At 56.8% G+C, this 16,877-nt stretch carries 12 protein-coding genes; all 12 read right to left on the bottom strand.

Going from position 1 to position 16,877, the window contains the following annotated elements; all coding sequences use genetic code 11:
- Positions 1 to 5: 5 nt before the first annotated feature.
- Entirely contained in the window at positions 6 to 3,845 is a 3,840-nt protein-coding gene (locus tag FZ041_RS07100; protein ID WP_149189069.1) for a PolC-type DNA polymerase III, read from the bottom strand.
- A gap of 30 nt (positions 3,846 to 3,875) precedes the next feature.
- Complete coding sequence (locus tag FZ041_RS07095; RefSeq protein WP_255449290.1) at positions 3,876 to 4,451, bottom strand: lytic transglycosylase domain-containing protein; 576 nt, start codon at positions 4,449 to 4,451, stop codon at positions 3,876 to 3,878.
- Between the two features lie 19 nt (positions 4,452 to 4,470).
- Positions 4,471 to 5,079 (bottom strand): dephospho-CoA kinase, encoded by a 609-nt coding sequence (gene coaE, locus FZ041_RS07090; protein ID WP_149189068.1) that lies wholly within the window; start codon positions 5,077 to 5,079, stop codon positions 4,471 to 4,473.
- A 24-nt stretch (positions 5,080 to 5,103) separates the two neighbouring features.
- Positions 5,104 to 5,931, bottom strand: a complete 828-nt coding sequence (gene mutM / locus FZ041_RS07085) for a bifunctional DNA-formamidopyrimidine glycosylase/DNA-(apurinic or apyrimidinic site) lyase (RefSeq protein WP_149189067.1) — start codon at positions 5,929 to 5,931, stop codon at positions 5,104 to 5,106.
- Between the two features lies 1 nt (position 5,932).
- Entirely contained in the window at positions 5,933 to 8,548 is a 2,616-nt protein-coding gene (polA, locus tag FZ041_RS07080) for a DNA polymerase I (protein WP_149189066.1), read from the bottom strand.
- A gap of 66 nt (positions 8,549 to 8,614) precedes the next feature.
- Entirely contained in the window at positions 8,615 to 9,847 is a 1,233-nt protein-coding gene (locus FZ041_RS07075) for a L,D-transpeptidase (protein ID WP_149189065.1), read from the bottom strand.
- A 139-nt stretch (positions 9,848 to 9,986) separates the two neighbouring features.
- On the bottom strand, positions 9,987 to 12,050 hold the full coding sequence (gene fusA, locus FZ041_RS07070) for an elongation factor G (RefSeq protein WP_075442637.1): 2,064 nt from the start codon (positions 12,048 to 12,050) through the stop codon (positions 9,987 to 9,989).
- A gap of 188 nt (positions 12,051 to 12,238) precedes the next feature.
- Entirely contained in the window at positions 12,239 to 12,676 is a 438-nt protein-coding gene (gene ndk / locus FZ041_RS07065) for a nucleoside-diphosphate kinase (protein ID WP_075442636.1), read from the bottom strand.
- A 43-nt stretch (positions 12,677 to 12,719) separates the two neighbouring features.
- Entirely contained in the window at positions 12,720 to 13,238 is a 519-nt protein-coding gene (locus FZ041_RS07060) for a gamma carbonic anhydrase family protein (protein ID WP_075442635.1), read from the bottom strand.
- 95 nt (positions 13,239 to 13,333) lie between these two features.
- On the bottom strand, positions 13,334 to 14,575 hold the full coding sequence (locus FZ041_RS07055) for a tRNA nucleotidyltransferase/poly(A) polymerase-related protein (protein ID WP_149189111.1): 1,242 nt from the start codon (positions 14,573 to 14,575) through the stop codon (positions 13,334 to 13,336).
- A gap of 69 nt (positions 14,576 to 14,644) precedes the next feature.
- The gene (gene thrB / locus FZ041_RS07050) at positions 14,645 to 15,577 is read right to left on the bottom strand and encodes a homoserine kinase (RefSeq protein ID WP_149189064.1); all 933 of its coding nucleotides are present in this window, start codon (positions 15,575 to 15,577) and stop codon (positions 14,645 to 14,647) included.
- Complete coding sequence (locus tag FZ041_RS07045) at positions 15,577 to 16,875, bottom strand: homoserine dehydrogenase (protein WP_149189063.1); 1,299 nt, start codon at positions 16,873 to 16,875, stop codon at positions 15,577 to 15,579. The genes thrB and FZ041_RS07045 overlap by 1 nt, the downstream gene beginning before the upstream one ends.
- Positions 16,876 to 16,877: the final 2 nt, after the last annotated feature.

The following is a 16,877-nucleotide window of genomic DNA, read 5'->3' as shown; positions in this document are numbered from 1 at the left end:
TTGCTTCAACTGAACAGCGCGATCTGATCGCTTTCGCCCATGCCCTCAAGGCAGCCATGTTCCCGCAGGATCTCGATGTTGGTCTTCGAGATGCCCGTGCGGCGGCGCATGTCCTCGATGCTCGTGAACTCGCCATCCTTGCGCGCTTCAACGATGCTCTGGGCCGCCTTCGTGCCCATGCCGCTGAGGCTGGCAATCGGTGGCAGCAGCGATTTTTCGTGGATGACGAATTTCTCCGCATCCGACTCGTAGATATCCACATACTCGCAGCTATAGCCGCGCAGATACATCTCCCAGGCCAGCTGGAGGACGATGAGCGTCGCGTTCTGCTTGGCATCAAGCTTCTTCTCCTTGGCCGCCAGCTCCAGCTGATGGATCTGCTCGCCGACATAGTCCTTGCCCCGGGCAATGACATTGGCGTCGAACTCGGCCGCACGGATCGAGAAATACGCAGCATAATAGGCCAGCGGGTAATGCACCTTGCAGAAAGCGATGCGGTACGCCATCATGACGTATGCCGTCGCATGGGCGCGCGGGAACAGATACTTGATCTTCTGGCATGACTCGATATACCATTCGGGGATACCGCCCTTACGCAGGATCTCGACCACATCATCGGCTATCCCCTTGCCCTTACGGACTTTCTCCATCGTCTTGAAGGAGAGCAGCGGATCGATGCCGTTGTGGATCAAATACATCATGATATCATCACGCGCCGAGATAGCGTTCTTGATGGTGCACTGCCCGCTGCGGATAAGGTCCTGGGCATTGCCGAGCCAAACGTCGGTACCATGCGAGAACCCCGATATGCGCACGAGATCCGAGAACACGTCCGGATTCGTATCGTCAATCATCTGCCGCGTGAACGGCGTGCGGAACTCGGGGATGCCAAAGGTACCCGAAGTCGCCCCAAGCTCTTCCGGCGAAAGTCCCAAGGCCACCGTCGAATTGAACAGCGACATCGTGGCCTTATCGTCAAAGGGTATCGTCTTCGGGTCACGGCAGGTGAGGTCTTCAAGCATCTTGATGACCGTCGGATCATCGTGGCCGAGGATATCGAGCTTGACCAGACGGCTGCTTATCGAATGATAGTCAAAGTGGGTCGTGATCGTGCCGCAATTCATATCGTTGGCCGGATGCTGGATCGGCGTGAAGAAATGCACATCCATGTTGCGCGGCACAACCATGATGCCGGCCGGATGCTGGCCCGTCGTCGACTTGACGCCCATGCAGCCATGGGCAAGCCTGTCGATATAGGAGATATGCTTCTTGACGCCCTTTTCCTCGAAGAACTTCTTGACATAGCCAAAGGCCGTCTTATCGGCGACAGTCTGGATGGAACCTGCGCGGTAGACGTTGTCCTTGCCGAAGAGCACCTCGGTGTACTTATGGGCCACCGGCTGATAGGTACCCGAGAAGTTCAAGTCGATATCAGGAACCTTATCGCCATCGAAACCGAGGAAAACCGCAAACGGAATATCGTGCCCATCCTTGATGAGCGGTTCGCCACAGACCGGACACGTCATATCCGGCAGGTCATAGCCGCAGCCATAGGAACCATCGGTAATGAACTTGCTGTACTGGCAGTGCGGGCAGCGCCAATGCGGCGGCAGCGGATTTACCTCGGTGATGCCCGTCATCGTCGCGATGAAGGACGAGCCGACCGAACCACGGGAGCCGACCAGATAGCCGTCGTCGTTGGATTTTTTGACGAGACGCTGGGAGATAAGATACAGAACCGAGAAGCCATGGCCGATGATCGGCTTCAGCTCCTGCTGCAGTCTCGCCTCAACGATCTCGGGCAGGTTCTCGCCATACATGGCCTTGGCCCGGTTATAGGACATCGTGCGGATCTCATCGTCAGCACCCGGGATCATCGGCGAATAGAGATCATCCGGAATCGGCTTGAAGGACTCGATCATCTCGTTGATCTTGCGCGGATTCGTGACGACAGCCTCATAGGCCAGCTCCCCGCCGAGATAGTCGAATTCCTGAAGCATCTCCTCCGTCGTGCGCAGGTAGAGCGGCGGCTGCAGTTCAGCATCATCAAAGCCCTTGCCCTTCATCAGGATAGCACGATAGATGCTGTCCTCGGGGTTCAGAAAATGCACATCGCAGGTCGCGACGAGCATCTTGCCCAGCTTCTGCGCCAGCTCTGCTACCTTGAGGTTGATATCGATAAGATCCTGATCCGTGGTGATGTCGGGGAACTTATCGCTGCGCTTCAAGAAGTCGTTGTTGTGGATTGGCTGGATTTCCAGATAATCGTAGAACTTCGCGATCTCGATAAGCTCCTCATCCGACTGGCCCTCGACGATGGCGCGGATGAGCTCGCCGGCCTCGCAGGCCGAACCGATCAGGATGCCCTCGCGGTACTCCTGGACAATCTTCTTGGGCAGGCGCGGCTGACGATGATAATACTTGACATGGGCCAGCGAAACCATCTGATAGAGATTGCGCAGACCGTTGGGATTCTTCGCCAGGAAGATGATATGGTTGGCGCGTTTCTGCTCATAGTCGTCACCGGTCAGATAGCCCTCCATGCCATAGATGACCTTGATGCCGGCATCCTTGGCGGCCTTGGCCGCATCCGGGTAGGCCTGCACGACGCCGTGGTCCGTGATGGCAATAGCCGGCCATCCCCAGCGCCCTGCCGTCTTGATGAGGTCCTTGACCGAAACGACAGCATCCATTGCGCTCATCGTGGTATGGGCATGCAGCTCGACGCGCTTGACCTCGGCCGTATCCTCGCGCTGCTGCTTCTCCTTCTTGGCCATCGCATCGATGAACAGTACATACTCGTTCATATAGGTATCAAAGCGAACCGAACCGCGCACGCGCACTTCCATGCCCTCTTTGAGCTGGCCGATGATCTCGTCGTAGTCCTCCTCAGGGCCGTTCTTGCCGCGCTTTGGCTTGAAGAACTTTTTGCAGGCAATGCCGTTGGACTCATCAGCCAGGCAGAACGTGAGCAGCTTCGTGCCCGTCTTGAACTCGATGGTCTTGAGGCCGGAGCCAGCGCCCTCGCCGATAAAGCCCTCGAGGATGACATTCTTCGCCTCACCATCGAGCTCGTCGATGAGCTTGCGCTCGCCCATGACGCCGCGGCCGAAGATCAGATTGCCTGCGCCCTGCACCACGACCGGCTTGTCAAAGTCATCATGATGCTTGGGCAGCTGCGGCTTGTCCGCTGCCTTCGGTGCCGGGCTGGGCGCACGTTTCGCCGCCGGCGCAGCCTTCGGGGCTGCCGCCCGCGTCTCAGCCACGCGCTCTTTCTGGCAGGCCGCCAGGTATTCGGGCGTATTGAAGCTGTCGTCCACCTCCAGGTTCTGCAGCACCTCATCGCTGGCATTGCACTCAACAGGGCAGCGATAGCCGAGCAGCTGCTTGATGGCACGGCTCATGAGCTGCGTGACCGAATGGGCGCGCATGATCTCGCCGCCGAGCTCGCCAGGCACGTCGATGACGAGCTTGCTGCCATCAACGCTGTACTTGGAGCGCTTGAGCAGCTGGAACACCGTCGGATTGCCCTCAGAGACCACAGTCACGAGCTTGGGCCAGATCTGCTGGATGCCGTCCTCGATATTGATGACATCCTGATAGAAGACGACACTTTCGAGCTGGCACTTGCGCCGTATCTGGGCAGCCGCCTCCTGCAGCAGCGCATCGGGGATAAGCGTCTGGCTTGTCAGGGCGATCTCCCAGCTACTCCGCTTCGTGCAGACCTCCACATGCCGGATGGTCGCCGCCTTCATCAGTTCCTTCTGCCCCTCATCGAGTGACATTCCCTGAACCAGCTGCCAGAACATATTCTCTTGTTTCGGTACGATCCGATACTTCTGCATGCTGCCAAACTCCCTCAAACTACACGCTGTTTACTCGGGATAGAGCTCCCGGTATTTCTTCTGGTCAGCCAGGACCTGACGGACGTATTCGCGCGTCTCCTTGAACGGAATCGCTTCGATATCCGCAAAGTCATAGGACCAGTCGTTCTCCTTCATCCATTCCTGCACATTGCCGCGCCCTGCGTTATATGCCGCCAGCGCCAGCACATCATTGCCATGGAATTCCTTCTGCAGGGTGGCCAGATACCAGGTACCATAACGGATATTGCGGTCCGGCTCATGGAGCCCCTCCTCTGAGTAGCCCGTATCGCCGAGCTGCGTCGATATCCATTTGGCCGTATCAGGCATGATCTGCATGAGCCCAACCGCCCCGCGGTGTGAATGCACATCGCGCTTGAACTTGCTCTCCTTCTTGATGACCGCTGCCGCCAGATTGCTGTCCACCCGGTACATCGACGCATATTTCATCACGGTATCATGATAAGGATACACATAAAAATAGCTGCGCTGCACAGGCTCGAACTGCAGGATGAGGTAGGCGCTGAGGCTCATCACCAATATGAACAACGCGACACAAAAGCAGGCAACCATGCGGCGATGCTGCATCTGCCTACTCTGCCGGACCCTATTGTGAAAATCCGTCATGCGTCCACTCCTTCCATAGGAGGTCAACCTGCCGCAGGGTCGCCGGCAAGTCGCCATTATTATCGATCAGGCGGTCGGCGCGCCGCCGCTTTTCCGCCAGCGGCATCTGTGCAGCAATGCGCGCACGGGCCGCCTGTTCGTCATAGCCGTCGCGCTGCATCAGCCGCGCAAGCTGCACCGCCTCGCTGACATCGACCAGACAGTTTTCTTCTGTCATTTTATCCCATCCGGACTCAAAGAGCAATGGAACATCCAACACGATAAGCGGCACATCTTGTCTTTTTTTCTCAGCGAGCTGCCGCTTGATCTCTGCCTGTATCAACGGATGTGCAGACCGGTCGATCCAGGCGCGTTCCTCCGGCTGAGCAAAAACGATCTTCCCGATGGCCGCGCGGTCCAGCCGGCCATCAGCCTGAAGCACCGCCGCCCCGAAATGCCTGCGATACGCTTGATAGAGACTGCCCCCTGGTTCGGCCAGTGCATGGGCGATTGCATCCGCATCGAGAATAGCTGCGCCCTTTTCACGCAAATACCGGGAAACGGTGCTTTTGCCGCTGGCAATGCCACCTGTCAGCCCGATTACCTTCATAGTTCTCCCCATTCCTTCTATCCCTTATGGCCGCTGGCATTGCGGGCATAAATGCGTCCCCCGCCCGCCAACGGTCATCTTCTCGATCTCTGTGCCACACCGGCGGCATGGCTGTCCTTGACGGTTATAGACATACAGCTGTTCCTGATGGCTGCCCTGCTTGCCCTCACCGTTCTTATAATCCCGGAAAGTCGTTCCACCGTCGCGGATACCCGCTGCGATGACCGTGTTGACCGACTGATGCAGTCTTTGGCACTCTGCCGCCGACAAGCTGCCAACAGGCCGCAGCGGATGTATCCCGGCCAGGAACAAGGCCTCATCGGCATAGATGTTGCCAATGCCGCCGATGTATTTCTGGTTGAGCAGGAACGATTTGACCGCCGTTCGGCGGCCTTTCGCCGTCTGCTGGATATACGCCGGCGTAAAATCCTCGGTGAGCGGCTCCGGCCCCATTTCCGCAAGGCCATGGATGCGCCAGCGCTCACCAGGGGATAGCGCATAGAGCGTCCCCAGCGTGCGCGTGTCACCATAAACCAGCAGTCCGCCGCCATCCAGATGGAACAGCAAGCGGGCATAACTGTCGTGATTCACGCCGTCCGGCTCATAGACGAGCCGTCCCGTCATGCGCAGATGAAAGACAAGCTCACTGCCGTTATCCAGCGCCATGAGCAGATATTTGCCGCGGCGGTTCATACCGGCGATCGTGCGGCCAATCGCCATCGCCCGGTACCCTTCCGGCTCCGGCCATTTGATCTGGCGCGGCAGCAGGAGTTCCACCCCCATGATGCGCTGACCGGTCAGCTGCTTATCCAGATAGCGGCAGATGATTTCTACCTCAGGCATTTCTGGCATATCATTTCGCCTCCGCCCAATCTTTACCACTATGGATATCAATGACGAGCGGCACGGAAAGATTGGCGACGTGCTCCATCGATTCCTTGAGGATTGCACGGACCTGCTCCAGTTCTTCCTGTGTCGTCTCCAGCACAAGCTCATCGTGTACCTGAAGCAGCATGCGGCTCTTGACGCCGGCGGCCTGCAGGCGCTTATAGGCATCTATCATCGCGAGCTTGATGATATCGGCCGCCGTTCCCTGGATTGGCGTGTTCATCGCCATGCGTTCAGCCAGCGAACGCTGCATGAAATTGCGGCTCTTTATGGCCGGCAACTCGCGGCGGCGGCCATAAAGCGTCTTGACCCCGCCCGTTTCATGGGCCTCAGCTACCGTATCATCGAGGAATTTCTTGACCCCCGGATAACGCGCGAAATAGTTCTTGATATACTCAGCCGCCTCTTTCTTCGGGATATGCAGATCACGCGACAGGCCATAGTCGCTGATACCGTAGACAATCCCAAAGTTTACGGCCTTGGCCTTACGGCGCAAGTCCGGTGTGACCTCAGCAAACGGCACATCAAAGACTTCAGCTGCCGTGCGCGCATGGATGTCCTGATTCTGGCAGAACGCATCGATGAAGCTGGCATCCCCCGACATATGCGCGAGCAGGCGCAGCTCGATCTGCGAATAATCCGCCGACAGCAGGCAGTCATAGCCTGCGCCCGGTTCAAACAAGGCGCGGATTGTCTTGCCCTCCTCGGTGCGTACCGGGATATTCTGCAGGTTCGGATCTGAGCTCGACAAGCGTCCCGTCGCCGTAACCGTTTGATTGAAGCTCGTGTGGACGCGGCCCGACTCGGGATGGATAAGCTCGCCGATACCGTCCAGATAGGTCGATTTCAATTTTGTCCACATACGGTAAGCCAGGATCTGCTCGACGATGGGATGCTGGAACCGCAGCGACTCTAACACCTCAGCATTCGTCGAATAGCCCGTCTTCGTTTTCTTGGTGGGCGGCAGCCCCAGGCGCTCGAACAATACTTCGCCCAGCTGTTTGGGCGAATTGATGTTGAACTCCATCCCGGCCAGCGTATAGATGTCCTGCTGGATTTCTGCAATCTTGCTCCCGACCTCTGCGGCTTTGCGCTCGAGATGCGCACGATTCACATAGACACCGTTCTGCTCCATAGCCGCCAGCACTTCCACCAGCGGCAATTCCACCGTTTCATACAGGTCCTTCATGCCAAGCGACGTAAGCTCAGCCATGAGTTTATCCTGCAACATGCCAAGTATCCTGGCATTCCAGACCGCCTGCTCGGTTTCATCAGTAAATTGCTCGGGAACAGACTGCTCCGGAAAATACTGATGGGAAAGATTAGCCAGCTCATATCTTGCCAGTTCCGGCTGCAGCAAATAAGCCGCCAGCTTCACATCAAAATATTTGTTTCCCGCCTTGAGACCGGCATGATAGTAGCGCTTGAGTTCAAATACCGTAGCAGGCTTTTGCTCCATCGCGGCTAAGACCAGCGAAAATGCCGGCGTGTCCGCTGCCACAAAACCAGCTTTGCCTACAGGTGCTGTCACCACGGCCAGTCCTTCGAGCTGCTCAAACGGCGCCTTGCCAGTAAAGATACCACTGACCGCCAAAGATTCCGCCTGCGCCAGCATAGTTTCGGCCTGCTCTTTCTCCCAACGGTCATAGGTCAAATCAAGCGTAACAGTCTCGGGAATATCCATCCCTGCAAACAAGCCATCGCCCTCGGCTCCATAGATTTTCGTGAAATTCTTCCAAACTGCCTTGAGCTCATAACGGTCGCAGAATTGTTTCATCCGCGCATGATCCGGCGTAATGGCATAGCTGTCCATCTGCAATTCCAGCTCTGGCACCTGCAATTCGATGGTAGCCAGTTCCTTCGACAAAATGGCCTGCTCGCGGTTCTCCGTCAGGCGCTCCTTTAGTTTCTTACCCGAAATATCCGCAATATGTGCCAAAACATTTTCCAGCGTGCCATACTCGATAAGCAGCTTGGTTGCCGTCTTCGGCCCGACCCCGGGCACGCCAGGGATATTATCGGACGTGTCGCCCATAAGCCCTTTGAGGTCAATCATGCGCAGCGGCTCAAAGCCGTATTCCTCCGTAAAGACTGCCTCATCGTAGGCCTTGAGCTCCGATATTCCCTTTTTGGTCAGCATGACGCGCAGATTCGGCCGCACAAGCTGCAAAGCATCCTTATCGCCCGTCACCACCATGACATCATGACCAGCCGCAGCTGCTTTCGTTGCCAGCGTACCGATGATATCATCGGCCTCATAGCGCTCCTTTTCGATGAATGAAATGCCAAAAGCTGCTGCAAATTCATGCAGCAGCGGGATTTGGGCGAGGAGCTCTTCCGGCGTCTTATCACGCGTTCCCTTGTACGCAGCGTAACGTTCCGTGCGGAACGTCTTTTTCCCCTTGTCAAAGGCGATGACCAGTGCGTCGGGCTCCAGCTCACTCAATAGCTTGGTCAGCATATTCGAGAAGCCAAAGATCGCATTGGTCGGCTCGCCCTGGGAATCTGTTAGCGGTGGCAGCGCATAAAACGCACGATACATAAGACTGCTGCCATCTAAAATCACAAAACGCTGGCTCAACAGGATTCCTCCTCATATTGTTCAATTAAAAATGTACCAAACGATCATCTGCCAGTGGCCCGGCGCTTACTTCGTTGCCTCCTGGTAGATTTCCGTCAACGATTTCTTGCTGGCACTGCCATCCGCCAGCACCGGCTTCTCCTCAGCCTTCACCTGGCTGGCAGCAGCCTTCTTGTCCCCGGCGATTTTCTGGTCAGCAGCCACAGGCTCCCGCTCCACGCGGGGCTCGGCAGCAGCTGCCTGCAGCGAATAATTCTTCTCCTTGTCAAGGCCGCCGGTCAGATGGAACAAAGTCCGTACATCTTTATCCGTGCAATAGAGCACATCGCGTTTGTCAACGCCTGGCGCCTTGCCATACGTGCTCATGAGGGTCTGCGCTTCAGGGATCCAGCCCAGGTTGACCTTCACGGCGTCTGCCAGATCGATGGCCGGCAGATACATCACACCATCCTGCTCGACGGCATTGTTCTTCAGACGTTTGCCATTGACATACAGCGGGTAGACCTTGCCGACATACGTCGGATTGCCATCCGACTCGGCGATTTTCTTGTCGATTTCCTCGTCGCTGACGAAATTGCCGACACCATAGCCGCCGAGCCATTTATGCACTTCCTCGGTCGTAATCTTCTGCCAGCCATACTCATCCGGGTAGATGTAATATACCACCGTACCATCAGCCGGCGCTTTCTCGACGACCACACGGTTATACGTGATCTCGATTGGCGTGCCGATATGGATCAGGCTGTAAAGCTCCTCGACATCCTTCTCGAACATGCGCATGCAGCCATGTGACGCATACGTGCCGATAGAACTCGGGTTGTTCGTGCCATGGATGCCGATATTGCCCTGGACGCCGATCCAGCGATAACCCAGCGGGCATTCCGGACCCGTCGGGATGGATATACCAGTCTCCGGATCTGTCCAAGTCGGATTGACTTCTTTTTCGCGTACCTTGTAATAGCCCGTCGGCGTCGGCGTCGAGGCCGTTCCCGGTGCGATCGGATACAGGCGGACCTTTTCCGCGCCACGGTACAGTGCCAGCGAACGCGCCGCCAGATTGATCGAGATCTTCAGCTGGTCTTCTTTCTTCTGCTCGTCCTTCTTCTCTTCTGCTGCCACATCAGCCACCGGCTCCTGCGCAGCAGGCTGTGCAGCAGGCTGCGCGGCCTGCTCTTTCTCAGCGGCAGGTGCCACGGCCACCTGCGGCTGCACACTGCCCTTCTCAGCAGCCGAAACACCGGCCGCCGTCCCCGTTATCATCATCGCGCCCAACATTCCAGCGCAAACTTTTTCCCACATAATACACTATCTCTTTTCTTTGTTTTTTTTGCCGCAGACACGGCAGCAATTACCTTATTAGCTTAACATCTTTACCCCGTGTTTGCAAGTGAAAAGGGCCTCTCCGCAAAAGGAAAGGCCCTGAGGCTTGCACATATTCCTACCGTGCCTGTGCTTCGGCAATGATGTCTGCGGCCGCGCGCTCCGGCACCGGCTCATAGCGGGCAAATTCCAGCTGATACGAGCCGCGTCCCTGTGTCAGCGAACGCAGGTCCGTTGCGAACTTATAGAGCTCTGCCAGCGGGATCAAGGCCTGGATTTCACTCATATCACGGTCTTTGCTATCGACGCCGAGCACATGGGCGCGCTTGCTGTTGAGCCGTCCCATGACATCACCTAGATAATACTCCGGCGTCAGGACCTTGATGGTCTCGATCGGTTCGAGCAGGATCGGGTCTGCCTCCATGACTCCTTTGCGGATGGCCAGGGCTGCCGCCGTCTTGAATGCTGCCTCCGACGAATCGACAGGATGATAGGAGCCATCGTAAAGATTGACCTTGACATCAACAACCGGGAATCCTGCCAACACGCCCTGGGCCAGCGTCTCAGCTGTCCCCTTCTCGACGGCTGGGATATACTGCTTCGGCACGCTGCCGCCAAAGATCGTCTCGGTGAACTCGTTGCCCGAACCAGCTTCGCGCGGCCCGATCTCGAGCCAGACATCGCCGAACTGTCCATGACCACCGCTCTGCTTCTTGTGGCGTCCCTGTACCTTGACACTCTGGCGTATCGTCTCACGGTATGGCACCCGTGGCTTGCTGAGCTCGATCTCCGCCCCGAATTTGCGCTGGAGCTTCTCGGCCAATATCTCCAGATGGACTTCGCCGACACCACGGACCAAGGTCTCCCCTGTCTCTTTGTTTTTGCTTACCAGGATGGTCGGATCTTCATCCTGCTGCTTGGCCAGCGCACCGAATACCTTATCCTCTTCGCCTTTTTTGTGGGCCGAGGCTGCCATTTCCAGCATCGCCTCCGGATACGCGATTGCTTCATACTGGATAGCATCGCTTTTATCGCAGAGCGTGTCGCCAGTCTTCACCTGCTGCAGCTTCGTCGTCACGACAATATCGCCAGCCGCCACCTGATTCAGATTGTGCTGGACCTTGCCCTGCATCGTGAACAGCGTGCCGATGCGCTCCTCGTTTTCCTTGTTCGGATGGAAATACGATGCATCCCCGCGCATATCCCCCGACAAGATACGGATGAAACTCTGGCGCCCGACAAAGGGATCGACGATTGTCTTGAATACCTGTGCCGAGAAGGCATCCTCGGTATGGCGCTCCTTGAGCTCGCCGCTCACGGGGTCAAGGCCGATTGATACCTTGAAATACGGCGTCGGCATGTACTCGACGATGCCATTCATCAGCTTGCGCATGCCGATGTTCTGCTTTGCTGACCCGCAGAACACCGGAAAGATCTTGCCAGCCTGGATGCCCTCGATGAGCGCCGCGGCAATCTCCACTTCTGTGATATCGGCCCCCTCGATATATTTCTCCAGCAGCTCATCGTTGAACTCAGAAATCGCTTCGATCATCTTCTGCCGTGCCTGCTCGACTTCTGCTGCCATGTATTCAGGCACCTCGTCCTTGATGACCTCCTTGTCATGGGTGACGATCTTCATATGCAGAGACAGCAGGTCCACAACACCTTGGAACGCTGCCTCTTTGCCGATTGGCAGCTGCACCGGCACGACGCCGTCGCCGAAGCGCACGCGCAGCTCCTCGACGACCCCGTCGAAGTCCGCATGCTCACGGTCCATCTTGTTGATGAAAAAAGCCCGCGGCAATTCGTTCTCCTCTGCATAGTACCATGCATTCTCCGTACCAGACTTGATGCCCGACGAAGCCGAAATGACAATCAAGGCACTATCGGCCGCCGCCATCGCATCCTTCACTTCGCCAACGAAATCCGGATAGCCCGGCGTGTCAATGAAATTGAGCTTGAAGTCCCGCCATTCGCAGGCTGCCAGTTTCAGGTTGACCGTCATACCGCGTTTCGTCTCTTCAGGCTCATAGTCCAAGGCACTGGTGTTATCCTCAACACTTCCGAGACGTTTCACGGCTTCCGTATTGAACAGGCAGGCATCCAGCAGGCTTGTCTTGCCTGTTTTCCCATGTCCCACGACAGCGACATTGCGGATATTGGTACTCTTATAGTTCTTCATTGACATTCCCTCCTATTGTTATGATATTATCTGTATTCTCCGAAAATTTATAATATCCTGCTGCCGCTGCTATATTTTCCCAGAAACTCTGCCAATCCCATAGATACCAGGCTCCACTGCCAAAGGCTCTACCGCAGGCAGCAAAAAAGCTCCAGGCCGTAACCTGGAGCCTCTGCTCCTATCGCAGATCACTCTTTGGCATGATACTGGCCATCGAGGATCTCCGTCTCATTGAAGAAGATATGTATCTCGCGGTTGGCATTCTCGACGCTATCCGACGCATGGACCGCATTGCGGCTGCCGCTGGCAGCAAACTGCTTGCGGATTGTACCCTCCTCGGCCTCAGCCGGATTCGTCTTGCCATGCAGCTTGCGGACGCGGGCAATGGCATCCTCGCCTTCAAGGACCAGCGCAATCAGCGGTGCTGACGTCATGAAGCTCACGAGATCGTCATAATACGGACGGCCAATATGCTCCTCGTAATGGATGGATGCCAGCCGCTCATCCATCTTGAGCAGCTTCATCGCCACGATGCGGAAGCCTTCCTGCTCATAGCGCTTGATGATATCCCCGCTGTAATGCTTGCTGAACGCATCCGGTTTGATGAGTACGAGTGTTTTTTCCATTGAAACAAATCCCCTTGCCTAAGTATAGAAATATTAAAATCAATCAAAGCATCTCTGCCTTGTAATTTTCTGCTACCTTGCGATAGTCGAGCGCCGAATCATGCAATGCCTCGATCTCGTCCTCGCGCAGTGCCCGGATGATCTGCGCCGGGTTGCCATAGACGAGCGAATTGCTTGGGATCTTCTTATGCTGAGTGATCATCGTCCCCGCGCCGATCACGACGTTGTCACCGATCTCGGTATAGCCCAGAATGATCGACCCCATCCCCACCAGGCAGTTGTTGCCGATCTTGCGTGCATGGATGATCGCATTGTGCCCGATCGTGACATCATCGCCGATCTCCGTAGGAACATTCGCCATGACATGAATCACCGCATTATCCTGGACGTTGGTATTCTTGCCGATCCGGAGGGGTTGGAAATCCCCGCGGACCACCGCATTGAACCAGATACTTGCTCCCTCACCGATTTCGACATCACCGACTACCGTAGCCGACGGAGCTAGAAAAACACTTGGATCGATCTTTGGTGCCACCGATTTATACGGAATGATGTAGCTCATGAGCTGTCGCCTCCTCAGCATCTCCATATCGACTGACGCTTTTCGTGCGCCATTTATTATCTTAATTATAGCGACTTTTTGAAAATTTGGCAACTCTAATCGGCACAATCCGAATCAATCAAGAGATTTCGATAAACTTTGACCTGCTGATTCCGTACCCATACGCCTACCTGCGGGCCTGTCATGCCTGCAGGACAATCGCGGCCGCTCACGCGCTTCAGCTGCCGGACGATGGCCGGAGCCTGCGCGAGATACCATGGCAGGCTGTGATGATCCGCACGGATCACCGCATTGAACTCCGGCCAGCTCAGGCAGCTTTTGTCTACTGCCAGCAGCAAATCGACGATCTTGGCCGCCTTGCCGATGCGCGGGGCCCGCATATGCTGGGCAATCACGAACAGGCCACCCTGGAGCCACTCCCTGGGCAGTGTCATGCGCGCGTTCCAAGCCTTGAGGATTGCCAGCCCCCGCTCCTCATGTCCGTAATGGTGCGGCTCCATTTCCTTGGGCGTCTGTCCTTTGCCCAAGTCATGCACCAGGCCGGCGAACCGTGCCAGCAGGGAATCCGTTTCGGCAGCCACCGTATCGACGACCAGCATCGTATGCGCAAATGCATCGCCCTCGGGATGGAACGCCACAGGCTGCGTTTTGCCGATTAATGCGGCCAGCTCCGGAAATACCACAGCCAACAGGCCAGCTCGGGCAAGGCTGCGGAAATACACGGACGGCTTTGGTGCCTGCAGGGCACGCCGCAGCTCAGCCAGCAGCCGCTCGGCCGGCTCTGCACCAAGCTCTTCTTGGCAAGCAGCCATCAGCGCATACGTGTCGTCGCTGATGGCGAAGCCGAACTCAGCCGCCTGACGCGCAGCCCGCAGGGCCCGTACAGGATCTTCGCAGAAATGCTCCGATACGGCGCGGATGCGCTGCTGCCGGATGTCAGCGATGCCACCGTAGAGATCGATGATTTCCCCCTGGGGCAGTTCCATGGCCAGGCTGTTCATGGTCGTATCGCGGCGGTAGAGATCCTCCTCCACCGTCACCTCAGGGTTATAGTCAACGGAAAAACCGTTATAGCCGCTGCCCGTCTTGCGTTCCTTGCGCGCAAAGGCGACCTCGGATCGCTGGCCGTCGATCGTGACCAGATAGACCGGGAACGATCGGCCCACCTTGACAGCCTCCGGCAGGAGCGCCGTGAATTGCTGCTCGGTGATGCCGGAGACCATATAATCCTTGTCATGGGGCGTGACGCCGCGCACATAGTCACGCACCCAGCCACCGACCAAAAACACACGTGCACCAGCCGCTCTCAGCCGCCGGGCAAATTCTTCTTCCTTCATCGTGTTCCCCTTACTCTCCTGTATCATCAAAAACACCTTCCCCCGCAGGAGAAGGTGTCGGTATGGCTCTTATTTCACGATATGCGCACCGCGCGTATCCAGATCCATGATGAGGATCTTCGCCTCCACATCATGCTGGCGGAAAGCAGCCTTCATCGCTTCCCCCACCGCCTCTTCACAGTGGCGACGCTCGAGCGCATAGGCAATCAGGCAAGGCCCGGCTCCACTGAGGTTAGCTCCGAGCGCTCCCGCCTTGCGGGCAGCTGCGAAGACATCATACATGCCCGGGATCAGCTTGGCACGATACGGCTGGTGCAGTGCATCATCAAACACATTGCGCAGGAACTTCTCATTGCCTTTGCAGAGTGCCGCCACGAGCATCGAAGCCCGGCTGATATTGTTCACGGCATCGGCCATCGGCACCTGTGCCGGCAGCACAGCGCGTGCCTTGCGCGTCGACAGCGGGAAATCCGGCACGGCCACGATGAGCTTCATGCGGAATTTCGGCAAGAACGAGAAGCACTCCACATCCCCCCGCGTCACGGTGCTCACGGTAAAGCCGCCAAAGATCGCCGGAGCTACATTATCGGGATGTCCCTCGATATCCGTAGCGAACTGCAGCAGCTCCCGCCGGTTGAAGCGGTTGCCGATCAATACATTGGCGGCCTTCAGGCCGGCGACGATCGCCGTGGCACTGCTGCCCAGGCCCCGCGACAACGGCACGTTGTTCTCCATATGGATGACCGCACCGGGATATTGGTCGAGAAGGCCTGCCTTGCGCAAAAGATACTGCACAGACCGCCAGACGATATTGCGGCCATCGCAGGGGATGTTTGCAGCTCCCTCGCCACTTATCGTGATCTTGACGCCTGCTTCCTTCTTGAGCGTGAGCTCCAGATCGTTATAGACGGTGCAGGCCAGTCCTATCGCATCAAAGCCCGGGCCGCAGTTGGCACTCGTGCCCGGAACACGGACTCTTATCGTATGATCTGCAAAAGACATCAAACCTGCTCCTTCTCTACGCGAATGACATTGCGGATCTCATCGACCACCGGCATCCCCTTGAGCTCCTGCAGAGCTGCCTGGATGCTCGCATGACGGACCGCATGGGTGATAGCGACGATCTCGGCATGGTCGACGATATTCCGCTGGGTCTGGATGACCGATTTGAGGCTGACGCCGGCATCGCCGAACGCCGTCGCGATAAGGCCGAGGACGCCGGGCTTATCATCCACCAGCAAGCGCACGTAGTAGGACGACTCCGTCTCTTCCAGCGGGCAGAGACGCTTCTGCTCATAGCAGGTGCAGCGCACGCGCCCAAAGGTATCATTGACGATATCGCGGGAGACATCGATGATATCTGCGACAACAGCTGAAGCTGTGGGCAGCGAACCGGCTCCCTGGCCATAGAACATCGCCTCGCCGATCGCATTACCGCGGACAAAGATCGCGTTGAACACGCCATTGACCGCTGCCAGCGGATGCTCCTTGGGCAGGAACACCGGATGCACGCGGACATCGACGCCATGCTCGGGCGAATCCTTGCCAACAGCCAGCAACTTCACGACATAGCCGAGGTTGCGCGCGTATTCGATATCATCTGGCGTGATCTTCGTGATGCCCTCCACCGATACGTCCTTGAGCTCCACGCGGGTATTGAATGCCAGCGAAGCAAGGATGGCCGCCTTGCGTGCAGCATCGAGGCCATCGACATCGGCTGAAGGATTCGCCTCGGCATAGCCCTTGGCCTGTGCCTCCTTGAGCACCTCATCGTAATCACTGCCGCACTCGGTCATCTTCGTGAGCATGTAGTTGGTCGTACCATTGACGATCCCCATGATCTCCGTGATCTTATTTGCCGTCAGGCACTGCTTGAGCGGCGTGATGATGGGAATGCCGCCGCCGACGCTGGCTTCAAACATGAAATCGACATCATGCTTCTCCGCCATGGCAAACATTTCCTTGCCGAACTGCGCGACGACGTCCTTGTTCGCCGTCACGACGCTCTTGCCATGCTCCATGGCCTTGAGCATATACTCACGGGCCGGCTCAAGGCCGCCCATGAGCTCGACGACGACATCAATCTCTTCATCCTTCACGATATCATCGATATTGTCCGTCAGCACATAGCCCTCAAGCTGCGGACGTTTCTTGGCCAGATTGCGGACCAGGACGGTCTTGAGCTGGATCTGTGCGCCGACGCGCTCGGTAATCTGCCGCCGATTCATCTCCAGTACTTGAATGACACCGGAGCCCACGGTACCGGCTCCCAGTAGACCTACACGAATCACTTTCTCCATAT

Source organism: Pseudoselenomonas caprae, from assembly GCF_008271345.1.
Lineage (GTDB): Bacteria > Bacillota > Negativicutes > Selenomonadales > Selenomonadaceae > Selenomonas_A > Selenomonas_A caprae.
The sequence above is the reverse complement of the archived record's forward strand: the minus strand, read 5'-3'. Positions and strand labels throughout refer to the sequence as shown.